Annotated in this window: 10 protein-coding genes; 7 read left to right on the top strand and 3 right to left on the bottom strand. The window is 71.4% G+C overall.

Annotated features, from left to right (window positions below; all coding sequences use genetic code 11):
• Positions 1 to 304 precede the first annotated feature (304 nt).
• The gene (locus AXW62_RS32760) at positions 305 to 943 is read right to left on the bottom strand and encodes a GNAT family N-acetyltransferase (protein WP_060947676.1); all 639 of its coding nucleotides are present in this window, start codon (positions 941 to 943) and stop codon (positions 305 to 307) included.
• Between the two features lie 242 nt (positions 944 to 1185).
• On the opposite strand from AXW62_RS32760, the gene secA reads away from it, so the two are divergent.
• The gene (secA, locus tag AXW62_RS32755) at positions 1186 to 4056 is read left to right on the top strand and encodes a preprotein translocase subunit SecA (protein WP_060947675.1); all 2871 of its coding nucleotides are present in this window, start codon (positions 1186 to 1188) and stop codon (positions 4054 to 4056) included.
• Positions 4057 to 4211: 155 nt separating this feature from the next.
• Here the strand turns inward: secA and AXW62_RS32750 are convergent, their stop codons facing one another.
• The gene (locus AXW62_RS32750; RefSeq protein WP_060947674.1) at positions 4212 to 4583 is read right to left on the bottom strand and encodes an Rv3235 family protein; all 372 of its coding nucleotides are present in this window, start codon (positions 4581 to 4583) and stop codon (positions 4212 to 4214) included.
• 104 nt (positions 4584 to 4687) lie between these two features.
• Between AXW62_RS32750 and AXW62_RS46805 the strand changes: the two genes are divergently transcribed.
• The 3 genes from AXW62_RS46805 to AXW62_RS32740 all read left to right on the top strand — a co-directional run bounded on the left by AXW62_RS46805 (position 4688) and on the right by AXW62_RS32740 (position 6611).
• Positions 4688 to 5128, top strand: a complete 441-nt coding sequence (locus AXW62_RS46805; RefSeq protein ID WP_159061010.1) for a hypothetical protein — start codon at positions 4688 to 4690, stop codon at positions 5126 to 5128.
• Between the two features lie 273 nt (positions 5129 to 5401).
• Positions 5402 to 5908: a DUF6912 family protein gene (locus tag AXW62_RS32745; RefSeq protein ID WP_030835695.1), complete on the top strand. Its 507-nt coding sequence runs from the start codon at positions 5402 to 5404 to the stop codon at positions 5906 to 5908.
• A 34-nt stretch (positions 5909 to 5942) separates the two neighbouring features.
• Positions 5943 to 6611 carry an HAD family hydrolase gene (locus tag AXW62_RS32740; RefSeq protein WP_060947673.1) on the top strand — a complete coding sequence of 223 codons (669 nt, stop codon included), beginning with the start codon at positions 5943 to 5945 and terminating at the stop codon, positions 6609 to 6611.
• Positions 6612 to 7135: 524 nt separating this feature from the next.
• Here the strand turns inward: AXW62_RS32740 and AXW62_RS32735 are convergent.
• The gene (locus AXW62_RS32735) at positions 7136 to 7702 is read right to left on the bottom strand and encodes a DJ-1/PfpI family protein (RefSeq protein WP_060947677.1); all 567 of its coding nucleotides are present in this window, start codon (positions 7700 to 7702) and stop codon (positions 7136 to 7138) included.
• A 460-nt stretch (positions 7703 to 8162) separates the two neighbouring features.
• Between AXW62_RS32735 and AXW62_RS32730 the strand changes: the two genes are divergently transcribed.
• The 3 genes from AXW62_RS32730 to AXW62_RS32720 all read left to right on the top strand — a co-directional run bounded on the left by AXW62_RS32730 (position 8163) and on the right by AXW62_RS32720 (position 17874).
• The gene (locus tag AXW62_RS32730; RefSeq protein ID WP_060947672.1) at positions 8163 to 13130 is read left to right on the top strand and encodes an NAD-glutamate dehydrogenase; all 4968 of its coding nucleotides are present in this window, start codon (positions 8163 to 8165) and stop codon (positions 13128 to 13130) included.
• 183 nt (positions 13131 to 13313) lie between these two features.
• Positions 13314 to 15584 carry a bifunctional glycosyltransferase/CDP-glycerol:glycerophosphate glycerophosphotransferase gene (locus AXW62_RS32725; protein WP_060947671.1) on the top strand — a complete coding sequence of 757 codons (2271 nt, stop codon included), beginning with the start codon at positions 13314 to 13316 and terminating at the stop codon, positions 15582 to 15584.
• Between the two features lie 280 nt (positions 15585 to 15864).
• Positions 15865 to 17874 (top strand): glycosyltransferase family 2 protein, encoded by a 2010-nt coding sequence (locus tag AXW62_RS32720; protein WP_060947670.1) that lies wholly within the window; start codon positions 15865 to 15867, stop codon positions 17872 to 17874.
• The last annotated feature ends 256 nt before the right edge of the window (positions 17875 to 18130 follow it).

Here is an 18130-nt window from a genome sequence, read left to right as displayed (position 1 = left end):
CCCGCCCCGCCCGCCCCGGGGCGCGGGGGTGGGGGTGTGCGGGTCGCGGGTGCGCCGCCGTCCCTGGCCTGGTGCCGGGTCGGGCCGTCCCCGGGCCCGGTGCCGGGGTCGGGCCGTCCCCGGGCCCGCCTTCTCAGACCAGGGCCCCGCCTTCTCGCCCGGGGCCCGCCTTCTCAGGTCCGGGGGACGGTCTCCTCGGGACCGCCGAGGGCGGGCCGGTGCCCTTCAGAGCGACGAGCGCGGGGCCTCCTCGAGCCCGTCCAGGGCGGGCCCCGGGTCCTTCGGATCGTCGCGGGTGGGCCCCTCAGACCGTCGAAGGGCGCGGTGCATGCCCGGCCGGCGCCTCCGGCGCCTCCGTTGCCTTGGACGGCAGATACGGCGTGGTCGACGGCAGTCCCCAGTCCGAGGGCAGCAGCGCGCCCCGCCAGGCGTCCCGCCGGGTTCCCTGGTGGACGATCCGGGCGCGGTCCGTCCCCTCCATCCGGAAGCCCAACCCGAGGGCGACCGCCCGAGAGCCCTCGTTCCCGGCCTCGCTGCACCACTCCAGCCGCTCCACCCCGAGCCGGGTGAACGCCCACTCGATCACGGCCCGCGCCGCCTCGTCCGTATAGCCGCGCCGCCGGTGCTCCCGAGCCGTCCAGTAGCCCAGCTCGGCCTGGTGCTCGGGGGTGCGCAGATGGGCCAGCCGCACCAGCCCCATGGCGCCGACGAGAACGCCGTCACTCTTGGTGACCACCGCGAAGTCGTAGGTCACGTCGGCACGCCAGTTCTCCGGGCAGATCCGGGCGGTGAAGTCCTCCGCGTGCGCACGTTCGTACGGGGAGGGCACGGTGGTCCAGCGCTGGATGTCGGGGTCCTGACAAGCGGCGAAGACCGCATCCGCGTCCGAGGGCCGGAAGGGGCGCAGGACCAGGCGTTCGGTGGTGAGGGTGACAGGCTCCATGCGTCCCGAGTCTGCGCCGCCGTCGTCACTCACCGCGAGCGCTTTCGGCGAATTGGAGGGCACCTGGGGGACCCCTCGCGCGTTGACACGGTGAGGTGACACCGGGTCCTCGTGGTGACGGACCTCCCGGCGTGCCGGGGTCTGTCTTACGATGGCCGTTGCGGCGGGGCCTGCGCCCCTTGACAATGCCGCGCCAGCGCACCCCGACCGTGCCAGGCCCGACCGGCAAGGAGCCAGCCTACGTGTCCGTCTTCAACAAGCTCATGCGTGCAGGCGAAGGAAAGATCCTGCGCAAGCTGCACCGCATCGCGGACCAGGTCAATTCCATCGAAGAGGACTTCCTGTCGCTCTCCGACGCCGAGCTGCGCGCCCTCACCGACGAGTACAAGCAGCGGTACGCCGACGGTGAGAGCCTCGACGACCTGATGCCCGAAGCGTTCGCCACGGTGCGCGAGGCGGCCAAGCGGGTGCTCGGGCAGCGTCACTACGACGTCCAGCTGATGGGCGGTGCGGCGCTGCACCTCGGGTACGTCGCCGAGATGAAGACCGGTGAGGGCAAGACCCTGGTCGGTACCCTCCCGGCGTATCTGAACGCGCTGTCGGGCAAGGGCGTCCACCTCATCACGGTCAACGACTACCTGGCCGAGCGCGACTCCGAGTGGATGGGCCGGGTGCACCGGTTCCTCGGCCTGGAGGTCGGCTGCATCCTCGCCAACATGACCCCGGCGCAGCGCCGCGAGCAGTACGCGTGCGACATCACCTACGGCACCAACAACGAATTCGGCTTCGACTACCTGCGCGACAACATGGCGTGGTCGAAGGACGAGCTCGTGCAGCGCGGCCACAACTTCGCGATCGTCGACGAGGTCGACTCGATCCTGGTGGACGAGGCCCGTACGCCGCTGATCATCTCCGGCCCGGCCGACCAGGCCACCAAGTGGTACGGCGACTTCGCCAAGCTGGTCACCCGGCTCAGCAGGGGCCAGGCCGCCGAGCCGCAGAAGGGCCAGGAGGAGACCGGGGACTACGAGGTCGACGAGAAGAAGCGCACCGTCGGCATCCACGAGTCCGGTGTCACCAAGGTCGAGGACTGGCTGGGCATCGACAACCTCTACGAGTCGGTGAACACCCCGCTGGTCGGCTACCTCAACAACGCGATCAAGGCCAAGGAGCTCTTCAAGAAGGACAAGGACTACGTCGTCATGGACGGCGAAGTCATGATCGTCGATGAGCACACCGGCCGTATCCTCGCGGGCCGCCGCTACAACGAGGGCATGCACCAGGCCATCGAGGCGAAGGAAGGGGTGGAGATCAAGGACGAGAACCAGACGCTCGCCACGATCACCCTGCAGAACTTCTTCCGCCTCTACGACAAGCTCTCCGGCATGACCGGTACGGCGATGACCGAGGCCGCCGAGTTCCACCAGATCTACAAGCTCGGCGTGGTCCCGATCCCGACCCACCGCCCCGTCGCCCGGATCGACCAGTCCGACCTGATCTACCGCACCGAGGTCGCGAAGTTCAACGCGGTCGTCGAGGACATCGTCGAGAAGCACGAGAAGGGCCAGCCGATCCTGGTCGGCACCACCTCCGTGGAGAAGTCCGAGTACCTCTCCCAGCAGCTCGCCAAGCGCGGGGTGCCGCACGAGGTGCTCAACGCCAAGCAGCACGACCGGGAGGCGACGATCGTCGCCCAGGCCGGCCGTAAGGGCGCCGTCACGGTGGCGACCAACATGGCGGGCCGCGGCACCGACATCAAGCTCGGCGGCAACCCCGACGACCTCGCCGAGGCCGAACTGCGCCAGCGCGGTCTGGACCCGGTGGAGCACGCCGAGGAGTGGGCCGCCGCGCTGCCCGCCGCCCTGGAGAAGGCCGAGGCCGCGGTCAAGGCCGAGTTCGAGGAGGTCAAGGAGCTCGGCGGGCTCTATGTGCTGGGCACCGAGCGCCATGAGTCGCGCCGGATCGACAACCAGCTGCGCGGTCGTTCCGGCCGCCAGGGCGACCCCGGCGAGTCCCGCTTCTACCTCTCGCTCGGCGACGACCTGATGCGGCTGTTCAAGGCGCAGATGGTCGAGCGCGTCATGGCGATGGCGAACGTCCCGGACGACGTCCCGATCGAGAACAAGATGGTCACCCGCGCCATCGCCTCCGCCCAGTCCCAGGTCGAGCAGCAGAACTTCGAGACCCGTAAGAACGTCCTGAAGTACGACGAGGTCCTGAACCGGCAGCGTGAGGTCATCTACGCCGAGCGCCGCCGCGTCCTGGAGGGCGAGGACCTGCAGGACCAGATCGGCCACTTCATGGACGACACCATCGAAGCCTATGTCCGGGCGGAGACGGTCGAGGGCTTCGCCGAGGAGTGGGACCTGGACCGGCTGTGGAACGCCTTCAAGCAGCTCTACCCGGTCAAGGTGACGGTCGAGGAGCTCGAGGAGGAGGCCGGCGACCGCGCCGGCATCACCGCCGAGTTCATCGAGGAGACCATCAAGGAGGACATCCACCAGCAGTACGAGGCGCGTGAGGAGCAGCTGGGCTCCGAGATCATGCGTGAGCTGGAGCGGCGGGTCGTGCTGTCCGTCCTGGACCGCAAGTGGCGCGAGCACCTCTACGAGATGGACTACCTCCAGGAGGGCATCGGGCTGCGCGCGATGGCCCAGAAGGACCCGCTGGTCGAGTACCAGCGCGAGGGCTTCGACATGTTCCAGGCCATGATGGACGGCATCAAGGAGGAGTCCGTCGGCTATCTGTTCAACCTGGAGGTCCAGGTCGAGCAGCAGGTCGAGGAGGTCCCGGTCGAGGAGGCGGAGGAGCAGGCCGCCATCGCCGAGGACGTGCAGGACGCGGTGCCGGCGGGCGCGCCGTCGGCGGGCCCGGTGGGCTCGTCGGGTTCGTCGGCTTCGTCCGGGCGGCCCGAGATCCGCGCCAAGGGCCTGGAGGCCCCGCAGCGCCCGGACCGGCTGCACTTCTCCGCTCCGACGGTGGACGGTGAGGGCGGCGTCATCGAGGGCGACTTCACCAACGGTGAGACGCCGCCGGCGCCCCGGTCGGAGGCCGACGGGCTGACCCGGGCGGAGCGGCGCAAGGCCCAGAAGGGCCGCCGCCGCAAGAAGTAACCGGGCGCCTGGGCGTGTGTACGGGCCGGGGTTCCGCGCGGGAGCGCGGAACCCCGGCCCGTCGCGTTGTGTGGCGCGATCTGCTACCCAACGCTGCTCTCGCACCGTCCGGTCGCACCGTCCGGTCGCCCGGTCTGGTCAGGCGCACGGTCTGGTCAGGCGAGTGGGCCGAGGTCGACGGCGGCGCAGCGCCAGCGGGCGTCGGCGCCGAGCTCCAGCCGGAAGGCGAGCGCGCTGAGCCGGTCGCCGGAGGCGATCCGGGCGAACGCCTCGATGACCCCGTGCCGGGGCCGGTACTCGCCGCAGCGGCGCACCACGGGCGCCGTGGCGCGCCCTCCGGCGGGGCGCAGCGGGGCGCGCGGCGCGAGCTCGACCAGCCGGTCGTAGGCGGCCGGGAGGGCGTGCCCGAGGAGGGTGTGGACGGGACGCTGGCCGCTGAGGGTGAGCAGCAGCCGGTTGGCGAACCAGTAGCGCGGCAATCGGTCCCGCTGCCGGTACGCCGCCGCGACGGACGCGCCGCGCGACACGGCGGCGGCGGCCCGGGATGCGGTGGGGGTCGGGGACGCGGTGGTCGGGGGTGGTGTGGGGGTACGGGACGCGGCGGTGTTGCGGGGCGCGGGTGGGCTGAGCGGTGCGAGGGCGTTGCCGGTGGCGGTCCTGGTGGGTGGTGTGGTGGTGGATGTGGTGGTGCTGGTGGTGGGTGTGGTCGGGGTGGGTGGTGTGGCTGGGCGTGGCGCGTGCGGTGGTGCTGGGTGGTGCGGTGGGTGGTGCGGTGTTGCTGTGCGGTTCGGGGCTGGTGGGGGTGGTGCTGTTCGGTGTGGTCGTGGTGACGCCGGTGGTGGGTGCTGTGCTGGCGCCGGTGGTGGGCGGTGAGGTGGTTCCGGTGGTGGGCGCGGCGGTGGTGCGGGGGCGTCGGGGGTCTCGGCGGCTCGGTGGGCCGCTTCGTCCCGGACCGCTGCCGCCGCGTCGTCGTACGCTCTCCTCGCCCGCCGTGGCCCGATCCGTCGTCCGGACGCCCTCACGCATGCTGCTCGCCCCGTTCTCTCCGGCCCGGCTGAATACCGGGCGGTAGCTTTCGTCGGGAAGTCTTCTACCGGCGCTTTTCCGGGCCCCGCAATGCGTGCCGGGCCGCCTCCGCGCCGGCGCCGCGATTCACCTATTCGTGCCGTACGGCGGCCTGCCGCCCCTGGTCACGGGCTCGTCCGGGGCTCAATTCGGGCTTTGCGCGGCCCCGTCGTCCGCTGTCCCCCGAAAGGGGACCACCGGCCCTGTCAAGAGGCTCGGGAGAGGCGACCGGCGATACGTATGCTGGGGGGCCTATTGGTGTCTGATGAAAGCGGCGGCCATGCGCGTCTACGTCCCCCTGACCCTCTCCGGTCTCGCCGAGGCGTACAAGGAGGGCCAACTGGGGCCGACGCCGTTGACCGCGTACGCGGTCACCCCCGCGCTCCGCGAGTGGTACGTCTCCGATGACATCGAGGAGCTGGAGTACGCGGCGCTGAGCCGAGCCGCGCAGGCGTCGCTGCGGCTGCTCGCCGTCGACCCGCGGGCGGCCCGCAGGCGGGTCGTGGTGGCCGTGGACGTGCCCGACGGGCAGGCGGTCGCCGATCCGGACCGGGGCCTGGACCAGTCCGCGCTGGGCGAGGTGCGGATCAAGGCCGCCGTACCGCTGGCGAAGGCCGCCGCCGTGCACCTGGACGCCGATGACGCCGAGGAGGACATCGCCGCGGCCGCCGACGCGCTGGGCGCGGCGGATCTGGGCGACGACGACGCGCAGTTCATCGTGGACGGCGCCGAGGACCACGAGCTGCTCTGGTACGCCACCCAGGAGATCCCCAACCTCATCGAGTGATGCCCCTGTCGGACCCTCCCGGTACGGTCATGGGATGGGGAAGAACCACGTGACGCACCTCGTCTGGGACTGGAACGGGACGCTGCTGCACGACATCGACGCCGTGATCTCGGCGACGAACGCCTCGTTCCGGGAGATCGGTCTGCCGCCGATCACCCTCGAGCGCTACCGCGATCTGTACTGCGTCCCGGTGCCCCGGTTCTACGAGCGGCTGATGGGGAGGCTGCCCACCGATGAGGAGTGGGCGGTCATGGACGAGGCGTTCCACCGGCACTACTGGGCGCTGGCCGAGACCGCCGGGCTGGCGATCGGCGCCCGGCAGCTGCTCGTCGAGTGGCAGGAGGCGGGGCTCACCCAGTCGCTGTGCTCACTGGCCCCCCATGAGTACCTGATACCGCTGGTGCGGACGCATGGCATCGAGCGCCATTTCATCCGGGTGGACGGCCGCGTCGGCCAGAGCAACACCGGTAAGGCCGAGCAGATGATGCGCCATATCGCCGCGTTGGAGGGGGTGCCGCCGCAGCGGATGGTGGTGATCGGGGACGCCGTGGACGACGCGGTGGCGGCGCGGCACGTGGGCGCGCGGGCCGTGCTCTACACGGGCGGTTCGCACAGCCGCGCCAGTCTGGAGGCGGCCGGGGTGCCGGTCGTGGACACGCTGGAGGAGGCCGTGCGGGAGGCCGAGCGCATGGCCGACGAGTGAGGTGACGGAGGCGGCGGCTTCGGTGCCGGGACTGGCGGGTGCGGGTTCGGGCGTGGGTGCGGCGGCTCCGGTGCCCCGGGACTGGCGGGTTCGGGCGCGGGCGCGGCGGCTGCGGTATCCCGGGACTGGCGGGTGCGGGGGCGGCGGCTCCGGTACCGGGGCTGGCGGGTGCGAGGGCGGATGCGGCGACTGCGGTGCCCAGCGTGGTGGGGGCTGTTGCACGGGCTCCCGACGTGAGCCTCTGCGCGGTCTCGGTGCCCGGTATGGCGGGAGAGGGTCGCTCCGGTGCCTGGCGCCCGACGCCTGGCGCCCGGCGCCCCGCGCCCGACGCCCGGCGCGAACGGGGCGGCGGTTCCGAGCCTGACGGAGGTGGTGGCCGCGTTGCCCGCCTGGTGGCGGTCCAGGCATGAGCCGGTGGCGCGGGCACGGTGGGCGGTCCTACGGGGCGGGGCATAGCCCCGCCCGCGGACGTAGCCGTCCGCCCGCGGACGTAGCCGCCGCCCGCGGACGTAGCCGCCCTCCGCTCACACCACCGGTGCCTTCGCCCGCAGCACGGTCAGGAATTCCCGCATCCACGCCGGATGGTCCGGCCAGGCCCGTGAGGAGACCAGCGTGCCGTCGACCACGACCTCCGTGTCCTGGTACTCCGCCCCCGCCGCCTGCATATCCGGTTCCAGCGCCGGATACGCGGTGACCCGGCGTCCGGTCAGGCCGCCCACGGCCGCCGTCAGCAGCGGGCCGTGGCAGATCTGCGCCACCGGCTTGTCCGCGTCGAAGAACGCCTTGCAGATCTTGCGCAGCTCGGGGTCGTTGCGCAGATATTCCGGGGCCCGGCCGCCCGGGATCACGAGGGCGGCGTACTGGCCCGGTTCGACGTCGGAGAAGGCGAGGTCGGCGGGGAGGGTGTAGCCCGGCTTCTCGGTGTAGGTGTCGAAGCCCTCCTCGAAGTCATGGACCACCAGGCGCAGCGTTTTGCGGCTCGGGGCCGCGATGTGCACCTCGTATCCTTCTTCGCGCAGCCGCTGGTAGGGGTAGAGCACCTCCAGCGATTCGGCCGCGTCGCCGGTCACCAGCAGGATCTTCGCAGCCATGCCGCCCACCTCCACGTCCACGCTTACCACCGTCCAGATCACGGTGCACCAGATCACGGTGCATCCGCGCCGGCGCTTTGCCAAGAGGGCGTCCGGGGCGCGCCGTGAGTCCGTGCGCGCTTCCTGGTCGCTGTCCATTTCGTCAAACATCGGGGCTCGGTTTTGTACACGAACGGCTCATGACGGCCCCCTGGGGAGGAGCGATAGCCTTACTGCGTGATCAGCGCGATAGTCCGTGAGGGCAATGAGGCCCTCGCTCCGCGCCCGGAGCCGCACCGGCCCCGGGCCCGAGCCGCCGCTGACCCGTGGCGCGTGGGGCCTTGGTCACTTACGGCCGAGTACGCCCCGGCCATTCCCCGATCCGGCATACCGTCGTTCACGACCGGATTTTCCGCGTCGAGGCGTCATGCCACCACCGTCATCGATGTCACGCAACGGCGCGCGACAGGAGCCAGAGGACATGCAGACCAAGCTGGACGAAGCCAAGGCCGAGCTGCTCGAACGGGCCGCCCGGGTAGCCGAGAACAGCCCTGCCGGGGGGCAACCGGTTCAGGGCCCAGGACCGGAGACCCTGACCGCATACCTCCAGCACTACTACCTGCACACGCCTCCCGAGGACCTGGCCGACCGTGACCCGGTCGACGTCTTCGGGGCGGCGCTCTCCCACTACCGGCTCGCCGAGGTGCGTCCGCAGGGCACGGCGAACGTCCGGGTGCACACCCCGACGGTCGAGGAGCACGGCTGGACCTGCAGCCACTCCGTGGTCGAGGTGGTCACCGACGACATGCCGTTCCTGGTCGACTCGGTCACCAATGAGCTCACCCGCCAGGGCCGCGGCATTCATGTCGTGATCCACCCGCAGGTGGTGGTGCGCCGTGACATCACCGGCAAGCTGATCGAGCTGCTGGACGTCTCCCCGGACGGCCCGGCCAGGAAGAAGCTCCCGCACGACGCGGTCATCGAGTCCTGGATCCATGTCGAGACCGATCGCGAAACCGACCGCGGCGATCTGAAGCAGATCACCGCCGATCTCGTGCGCGTCCTGTCCGATGTCCGCGAGGCCGTCGAGGACTGGGAGAAGATGCGCGAATCCGCGCTGCGCATCGCCGAGGGCCTGCCGGACGAGCCGAAGGCCGCCGAGGTCCGTGAGGAGGAGGTCGAGGAGGCCCGGGAGCTGCTGCGCTGGCTCGCGGACGACCACTTCACCTTCATCGGCTTCCGCGAGTACGAGCTGACTCAGGTCCCCACCGAGGCCGGTGGCGAGGAGGACGTGCTGACCGCGGTGCCCGGCACGGGGCTGGGCATCCTCCGTTCCGATCCGCAGCACAAGGACACCGAGCAGAGCGCCCACGCGGGCTCCGCGGCCCCGGTGTCGCCGTCCTTCAACCGGCTTCCGGCCGACGCCCGCGCCAAGGCGCGGGAGCGCAAGCTGCTGGTGCTCACCAAGGCCAACAGCCGCGCCACCGTCCACCGCCCCTCGTACCTCGACTACATCGGTGTGAAGAAGTTCGACGCCGAGGGCAATGTGATCGGCGAGCGCCGCTTCCTGGGGCTGTTCTCCTCCGCCGCGTACACCGAGTCGGTGCGCCGGGTCCCGGTCATCCGGCGCAAGGTGGACGAGGTGCTCGCGGGCGCGGGCTTCGCGGCCAACAGCCACGACGGCCGGGACCTGCTGCAGATCCTGGAGACCTATCCGCGCGACGAGCTGTTCCAGACCCCGGTCGATCAGCTCCGCTCGATCGTGACCAGCGTGCTCTACCTCCAGGAGCGCCGTCGGCTGCGGCTGTTCCTGCGCCAGGACGAGTACGGGCGCTACTACTCCGCCCTGGTCTATCTGCCGCGGGACCGTTTCACCACCGATGTGCGGCTGCGGCTGACCGACATCCTGCTGGAGGAGCTGAGCGGCCGCCCGCCGGTCGACTTCACCGCCCTGCACACCGAATCGGTGCTCTCCCGGCTGCATTTCGTGGTCCGCGTCCAGCCCGGCACCGAGCTGCCCGACCTCACCGACGCCGATGTGGAGCGGATCGAGAACCGGCTGATCGAGGCCGCCCGCTCCTGGGCCGACGGTTTCGCCGAGGCGCTGGTCTCCGAGGTCGGCGAGGAGCGCGCCGCCGAGCTGCTCCGCCGTTATCAGCACGCCTTCCCCGAGGGGTACAAGGCGGACCACACCCCGCGCGGCGCCGTCGCCGACCTCCAGCACCTGGAGCGGCTGGAGGGCGGGGAGAAGGACTTCGCGCTCAGCCTGTACGAACCGGTGGGCGCGGCCCACGCCGAGCGCCGCTTCAAGATCTACCGGGCCGGGGCCCAGATCTCGCTGTCCGCGGTGCTCCCGGTGCTCAACACCCTCGGTGTCGAGGTGGTGGACGAGCGCCCGTACGAGCTGCGCTGCTCGGACCGGACCACCGCCTGGATCTACGACTTCGGGCTGCGGCTGCCCCTGCGGGAGGGCGAGACCCTCGCCGACGACGCCCGTGAGCGCTTCCAGAACGCGTTCGCCGCGGTGTGGACCGGCCGGGCCGAGAGCGACGACTTCAACCAGCTGGTGCTGGGCGCGGGGCTGGACTGGCGGCAGGCGATGGTGCTGCGGGCCTACGCCAAGTACCTGCGGCAGGCCGGGTCCACCTTCAGCCAGTCGTACATGGAGGACACCCTCCGTAACAACGTTCACACCACCCGGCTGCTGGTCTCCCTCTTCGAGGCGCGGATGTCGCCCGAGCGGCAGCGGGCGGGGGTGGAGCTGACCGACGCGCTGCTGGAGGAGCTGGACGCGGCGCTGGACCAGGTGGCCTCGCTGGACGAGGACCGCATCCTGCGCTCCTTCCTCACCCTGATCAAGGCGACGCTGCGGACCAATCACTTCCAGGACAACGGGGACGGCAAGCCCCACGACTATCTGTCGATCAAGCTGGACCCGCAGGCGGTGCCGGATCTGCCCGCGCCCCGCCCGGCGTACGAGATCTGGGTCTACTCGCCGCGGGTCGAGGGTGTGCACCTGCGGTTCGGCAAGGTCGCCCGCGGGGGCCTGCGCTGGTCCGACCGGCGTGAGGACTTCCGCACCGAGATCCTGGGCCTGGTCAAGGCGCAGATGGTGAAGAACACGGTGATCGTGCCGGTGGGCGCCAAGGGCGGCTTCGTCGGCAAGCGGCTGCCGGACCCGTCCGTGGACCGCGACGCCTGGCTGGCCGAGGGCATCGCCTGCTACAAGACCTTCATCTCCGGTCTGCTCGACATCACCGACAACATGGTCGCCGGGCAGGTCCAGCCGCCCAAGGACGTGGTCCGGCACGACGGGGACGACACCTATCTCGTCGTCGCCGCCGACAAGGGCACCGCGACCTTCTCCGACATCGCCAACGAGGTCGCCCAGGCGTACGGCTTCTGGCTCGGCGACGCCTTCGCCTCCGGCGGCTCCGCCGGTTACGACCACAAGGGCATGGGCATCACCGCCCGCGGCGCCTGGGAGTCGGTCAAGCGCCACTTCCGCGAGCTGGGCCACGACACCCAGACCCAGGACTTCACGGTCGTGGGCGTCGGCGACATGTCCGGCGACGTGTTCGGCAACGGGATGCTGCTGAGCGAGCACATCCGGCTGGTCGCCGCCTTCGACCACCGGCACATCTTCCTGGACCCCGACCCGGACGCGGCCACCTCCTACGCCGAGCGGCGCCGCCTGTTCGAGCTGCCGCGCTCCTCGTGGGCGGACTACAACGCCGAGCTGCTGTCGGCGGGCGGCGGCGTCCACCCCCGTTCGGCCAAGGCCATCCCGATCACTCCGCAGGTGCGGGCCGCCCTCGGCATCGCGAAGCGGGTCACCAAGATGACCCCGGCCGATCTGATGAAGGCGATCCTCAAGGCCCCGGTCGATCTGCTGTGGAACGGCGGTATCGGCACCTACGTCAAGGCGTCGTCCGAATCGCACGGCGACGTCGGCGACAAGGCCAATGACGCGATCCGGGTGGACGGCCAGGACCTGCGGGTCAAGGTCGTCGGCGAGGGCGGCAACCTGGGCCTGACCCAGCTGGGCCGTATCGAGTTCGCCACCAACGGCGGCCGGATCAACACCGACGCGATCGACAACAGCGCCGGTGTGGACACCTCCGACCACGAGGTGAACATCAAGATCCTGCTCAACGCCCTGGTCACCGAGGGGGACCTCACCCTCAAGCAGCGCAACAAGCTGCTCGCCGAGATGACCGACGAGGTCGGCTCGCTGGTGCTGCGCAACAACTACGCGCAGAACGTGGCCCTGGCCAACTCCGTCGCCCAGGCCCCCAGCCTGCTCCACGCCCATCAGCGGCTGATGCGCCGCCTGGGGCGGGAGGGGCAGCTGGACCGGGGGCTGGAGTTCCTGCCCACCGACCGCCAGATCCGCGAGCGGCTGTCGGCCGGGCGCGGTCTGACCCAGCCCGAGCTGGCCGTCCTGCTCGCCTACGTCAAGATCACGGTGGCCGAGGAGCTGATCACCACCGGGCTGCCCGACGACCCGTACCTCCAGCGGCTGCTGCACGCGTACTTCCCGCAGGCCCTGCGCCAGCGGTTCCCCGAGCACATCGACGGTCACGCCCTGCGGCGCGAGATCATCACCACGGTGCTGGTCAACGACACCGTCAACTCCGCCGGTACCACCTTCCTGCACCGGATGCGGGAGGAGACCGGGGCCTCCACCGAGGAGGTCGTGCGCGCCCAGACCGCGGCCCGCGCGATCTTCGAGCTGAACCAGGTGTGGGACGAGGCCGAGGCGCTGGACACGGCCGTGGCCGCCGACGTCCAGACCAGGATGCGGCTGCATTCGCGCCGGCTGGTCGAGCGCGGCACCCGCTGGCTGCTCAACAACCGGCCGCAGCCGCTGGAGCTCGCCGAGACCATCGACTTCTTCGCGGAGCGGGTCGCCGCGGTCCGGGCGCAGCTGCCCAAGCTGCTGCGCGGCTCCGACATCGAGTGGTACCAGCGGATCTGCGACGAGCTGGCCGCGGCGGGCGTCCCGGAGGACCTGGCCACCCGGGTGGCGGGCTTCTCCTCGGCCTTCCCGACGCTGGACATCGTCGCCATCGCGGACCGCACCGGCAAGGATCCGCTGGCGGTCGCCGAGGTCTACTATGACCTGTCCGACCGGCTGCGGATCAGCCAGCTGATGGACCGGATCATCGACCTGCCGCGCGCCGACCGGTGGCAGTCCATGGCCCGGGTCTCCATCCGCGAGGACCTGTACGCGGCGCAGGCCGCCCTGACCGCCGATGTGCTGTCGGTGGGCAACGGCGGCTCGACGCCCGAGCAGCGCTTCAAGGCGTGGGAGGCGAAGAACGCCGCGATCCTGCAGCGTGCGCGCACCACGCTCGACGAGATCCAGGCGTCGGAGACCTTCGACCTGGCCAATCTGTCGGTCGCGATGCGGACGATGCGGACGCTGCTGCGCACCCACAGCTGAGCCGTACGCCGCGCCGTACCGCGCCGCGCCGCCCGGGACCTGCCCCGGGCGGCGCGGCGCGTTGTGTCACCCGCATGGGTGCCCCTCCAGCGGCTAAGCGGGCATACGGGGACGAATCCACCTAACGTGGGTGGACAGCGAGTGCCTCGCGCCTCGAACCGCCGCCGTGTCCCGAGGAGCCTTATGCCCCGCTTCACCATCGTCATCGCCGCCTATCGCGTCCAGGGCTATCTGAGCGCCTGTATGGACTCCGTGCTGACACAGTCGTTCGACGACATCGAGGTGGTCGCCGTGGACGACCGCTCACCGGACCACTGCGGCGCGATCATCGACGCGTACGCGGCACGCGACAGCCGGGTCGTGCCCGTCCACCAGCCGGTCAACTCCGGTCCCGGCCAGGCCCGTAACGCCGGGGCCGAGCGGGCCGGCGGGGACTATCTGCTCTTCCTGGACGGCGATGACACCCTCGCCCCCGGCACCCTCAAGGGCCTCGCCGACCGGCTCGCCCTGAGCGGCGACCCGGACATCCTCTACTTCAACCACGTCCGCACCTACTGGTCGGAGCGCCGGGCCCCGAGCGTGTTCGGGGAATTGCTGGCCTCGGCGGGCACGGATGTCTTCTCCGTCGTCGAGCGCCCGGAATTCCTGCGGCTCTTCGCGATGTCCTCCAACCGCGTCTACCACCGCGGCTTCTACACCCGCCACGGCTTCGCGTTCACCGAGGGCATCTACGAGGACGCGCTGCTCTCGTACAAGACGATGCTCACGGCGCGGCGAATAGCGTGTGTGGATCTGGTGGGTCTGGAATACCGCCAGCGGCGGGTCGGGGCCAGCACACAGAGCCCCGGCGAGAAGCACTTCATCATCTTCCAGCAGTACGCCCGGCTCTTCGACTTCCTCGACGCCCGCCCGCATCTGGAGCCGCTGCGCCCGCTGCTCTTCGAACGGGCCGTCTCGCATTTCCTGTTCTGCCTGGACCGGGCGTCCCGGGTGGCGGCGGCGGACCGGCCGCGCTTCTTCGGCCGGGCCGCCCAGTGGTACCGCGAGCACCTCCCCGCCGGGTTCACCCCGCCGGTCGAGGGCCGGTGGCGCTTCGAGGCGCTGGCATCGGGCTCCTTCCTCCGCTACCGGGAGCACGAACTGTCGGCGCGGGCCGCCGCCGGGGCCCGCAAGCTGCGCCGGACCGTCCGGCCGCCGCTGGCCGCACGGGCCAAGCGGACCCTGTACCGGATGCACCGGCAGCGGCCGGTGGACCCCCGGCTGGCCGTCTACTCCGCGTACTGGGGGCGTGGGGTGCTGTGCAATCCGGCGGCGATCTACTACGCGGCGCGGGAGCTGGCGCCGGAGGTCCACGGGGTCTGGGTGGTCAGGAAGTCGGAGATCGCCTCGCTCCCGGAAGGCGTCGACTACGTCGTCTCCGGCACCCGCGACTTCTACCGCACCGTGGCCCGCGCGAAATACCTCATCAACAACGTCAACTTCCCCAATGAGGTGGTGAAACGGCCGGGTACGGTGCATCTGCAGACCTTCCACGGCACCCCGCTCAAATGCATGGGGCTCGACCAGCAGCGCTATCCCGCCGCCGCGGGCGGGATGAGCTTCGGCAATCTGCTCAGACGCATCGACCGCTGGGACTTCGCGCTCTCCTCCAATCCGCATTCCAGCCAGATCTGGGAGCGCGTCTACCCCGCCTCGTACCGGCTGCTGGAATTCGGATATCCGCGCAATGACGTCTTCTTCACCGCGTCCGAGAACGACGTCCGGCGAATCCGCGACGCATTGGGCATCCCGGCCGGGAACACCGCCCTCCTCTACGCGCCCACCCTCCGCGACTACCAGAAGGGGTTCACCCCCCGGCTGGATCTGGAGCGGCTCAGCCGCGAGCTCGGCCCGCGGACGACGCTGCTGGTGCGCGCCCACTACTCCTACCGGCCGCAGGACCAGCTGGAGCTGGCCCGGCTCCAGGAGGCCGGACTGGTGCTCGACGTCTCCCGCCACCGGTCGGTGGAGGAGCTGTGCCTGGCGGCCGACGCGCTGATCACCGACTACTCGTCGATGATGTTCGACTACGCCCTGCTGGACCGCCCCATCGTGATCTACGCCGACGACTGGGACGTCTACCGCTCCTCCCGGGGGGTCTACTTCGACCTGCTCTCGGGGGCGCCCGGGGAGACCCCGGGGGCCGTCGCCCGCAGCGAGCGGGAGCTGACCGAGATCTTCCACAAGGGCCGCTGGTGCGACGCGGACGCGACCGCGCTGCGCACCGCCTTCCGGGCCCGCTTCTGCCGGTTCGACGACGGCCACGCGGCCGAGCGGGTGGTACGGGCCCTGATGCTGGGCCAGGACGACACGGAGCTCCGGACCCCGGCCGCCGCACCACGGGCGCGGCTGCTGCCGACCGGGGGCGGCAGCGACGCGGCGGGGCCGCGCGGCGGAGTCCTCACGGCCGAGTGAGCGCGGCCCGCCGGCGCCGAGTGAGCGCGGTCCGTCGTGTGAGCGCGGTTGGTCGAGTGACCCGTTGAGCGACCGCGACCCGCTGAGCGACTGCGGCCCGTCGAGTGGCAGCGGTTCGCCCAGTGAGCGCGGCCCGCCGAGTGACCGCGGTCCGTTGGTCCCGTTCCGTCGAGTGGCACCAGCCCGCTGGTCCCGGTCCGCCGAGTGATCGCGGTCCGCTGGTCCCGATCCGCCGAGAGCCCGGAGCCAGGAGCCAGGAGTCAGGAGTCAGGAGGCCGTCATGCCCGCTGTGTCCCGACCTCGTGTCAGCGTGATCATCCCCGCCTACAACGCCCTTCCGGAGCTGACCCGGGCCGTCACCTCCGCGATGGACCAGACCCTGGGCCCGGACCGGGTCGAGATCATCGGGGTGGACGACGGCTCGACCGACGGCACCGGCGAGGAGCTGGAGCGGCTCGCCCGCACCTGCGCCGCGCTCCGCGTCGTCCACCAGGAGAACTCCGGCTGCGCGGGCGTCCCGCGCAACACCGGGCTGGACCTCGCCCAGGGCGACTTCGTCTTCTTCCTCGACTCCGACGACTACCTGGGGCCGGACGCGCTGCGCCGCATGGTCGCCATGGCCGACGCCAACGGCACCGACGTCGTCCTCGGCAGGATCGCCTCGGTGGGCGGACGCGCGGTGCCCCGGGCCGTCTTCCAGTACAACCAGCCCCGCACCGACGTCTTCTCCTCCCACGCCTATCTGACCCTGGGCCCGTGGAAGCTGTTCCGGCGCTCCCTCATCGAGCGGCTGCGCCTGCGCTTCCCGCCCTACCGCAACTGCGAGGACAAGCCGTTCACCGCGGCGGCCTACCTCAACGCCTCCGGTATCTCGGTGGTCGCCGACTACGACTGCTACTACGTCCGCTACCGCGAGAACCGCAACAACCTCACCCTCACCGCCGCCGATCTCGCCCACCGCGTGGACGGCACCCGGCTGTGCTTCGAGACCGTGGCCCGCTATCTGGAACCGGGCCCGCGCCGGGACCAGATCATGCGCCGCCACGTGGAGTGGGAGCTGTGCGGTCCGCTGCGCGCCCTGCTGCCCCGGGAGAGCGAACGGGACGCGCGGGAACGGTTCTTCCCCGAGTTCCGGCACTGGGCGAGGACCTATGTGACCGACGCCCTGTTCCAGCGGCTCGACGCCCCCGACCGGCTGCTGATCCACCTGCTGCGCGCCGACCGCTTCGACGATGTGCTGACCGTGGCCCGGAACGCCCAACGGGACGGGCGGCGCGGCCACCTCGTCGACAAGGGCCGCGTCTACTGGCTCCACCCGTTCTTCCGGGACCACGCCGCCGCCGTTCCGGACGTGTGCTTCGACGTGACCGACCGGCTGCCGGTCCGGCACCACCTGGAGTCGGCCGGATGGCAGGGCGGAGTGCTGCGGCTGGCCGGCCACGCCTATATAGAGGACGTCGACGCGCTCGACCCGGCCACCGAGATCGTGCTGCGCAAGTACCGGGCCGACCGCCCCGAGGTCCGGGTGCCCACCACACCGTGCCTCCCGGCCCATCCGCTGCCCGGGGAGGAGCGGCGGTACGAGATGGCGGGCTTCACCGCCGAGATCGACCCGGCCACCGCCGACGACGGGGCCCCGCTGGAACGGGGACTGTGGAACGTCCACCTGGACGTGCGCGCCCAGGGCGTCAGCCGTACGGTGCGGTTCGGCGGCCACCGCGAGGGCGGTGAGGCCACCCATCCGGCCCGGCGCCGCGTCAGCACGCCCCAGGGACCCGTGGTGGTGGTGCCGTACTTCACCCCGTACGGCAATCTCTCGCTCGACGTCGGCGAGGTCGCCCACCCCGTCGACCCGCCCTGCCAGGTGCTCCGGGCCCTGTGGCACACCAGGAGCACCCTGCTGGTCGGCGGACGGCTGACGGACGAGGCCGTGCGGGAGGGCGGGACGCTGCGGCTGCGCGCCGAGGGCGGGACGGGCACGGTGCACGAGGTGCCGGTGCGCTGCGAACCGGGCGGCTCCACCACGGTCTTCACCGCCCGGCTGCCGGTCGGCAGGCTGGGCACGGACCGCTGGACGCTGACGCTGGTCATGGACGGCCCCGGCGAGGACGCGCCGTGCCGTACCGCGGTCGTGCCGCACTTCGGCCGGTTGGCCGCGACCCGTTGGCTGCGCTTCGGCTGCCGCCCCTACTACGCCAAACCGGTGGCGCTGGGCCCGGCACGGGCCCTGGGCCTGGACGTGGCGCCGATCAAGGTCGTCACGGGGGTACGGCGGCGGCTGCGGCGGTGACCTGCGGGGGCCGCGGCCGTGGCCCTCGGGACGGCGTCCGTGGCCCTCGGGGCGTCGGCCGTGGTCCTGGGGAGTGGCGGCGGTGAGCGGCAGCGGCGATGGGCCGGGCGGCGCCGCGGCTGCGGCGGTGAGCGGGGCCAGCCCCCGATCGGCGCCGCCGCCGGTCAGTCAGCCCGGCTCTCCGGCGCTGCCGGTTCCGCGTCGGTTCCCCGGTTCACCTCCGTGCCGGTTCCGCGTCGGTTCCTCGGTTCACCGG

The organism is Streptomyces hygroscopicus subsp. hygroscopicus (assembly GCF_001553455.1).
Taxonomy (GTDB): Bacteria; Actinomycetota; Actinomycetes; order Streptomycetales; family Streptomycetaceae; genus Streptomyces; species Streptomyces hygroscopicus.
The sequence above is the reverse complement of the archived record's forward strand: the minus strand, read 5'-3'. Positions and strand labels throughout refer to the sequence as shown.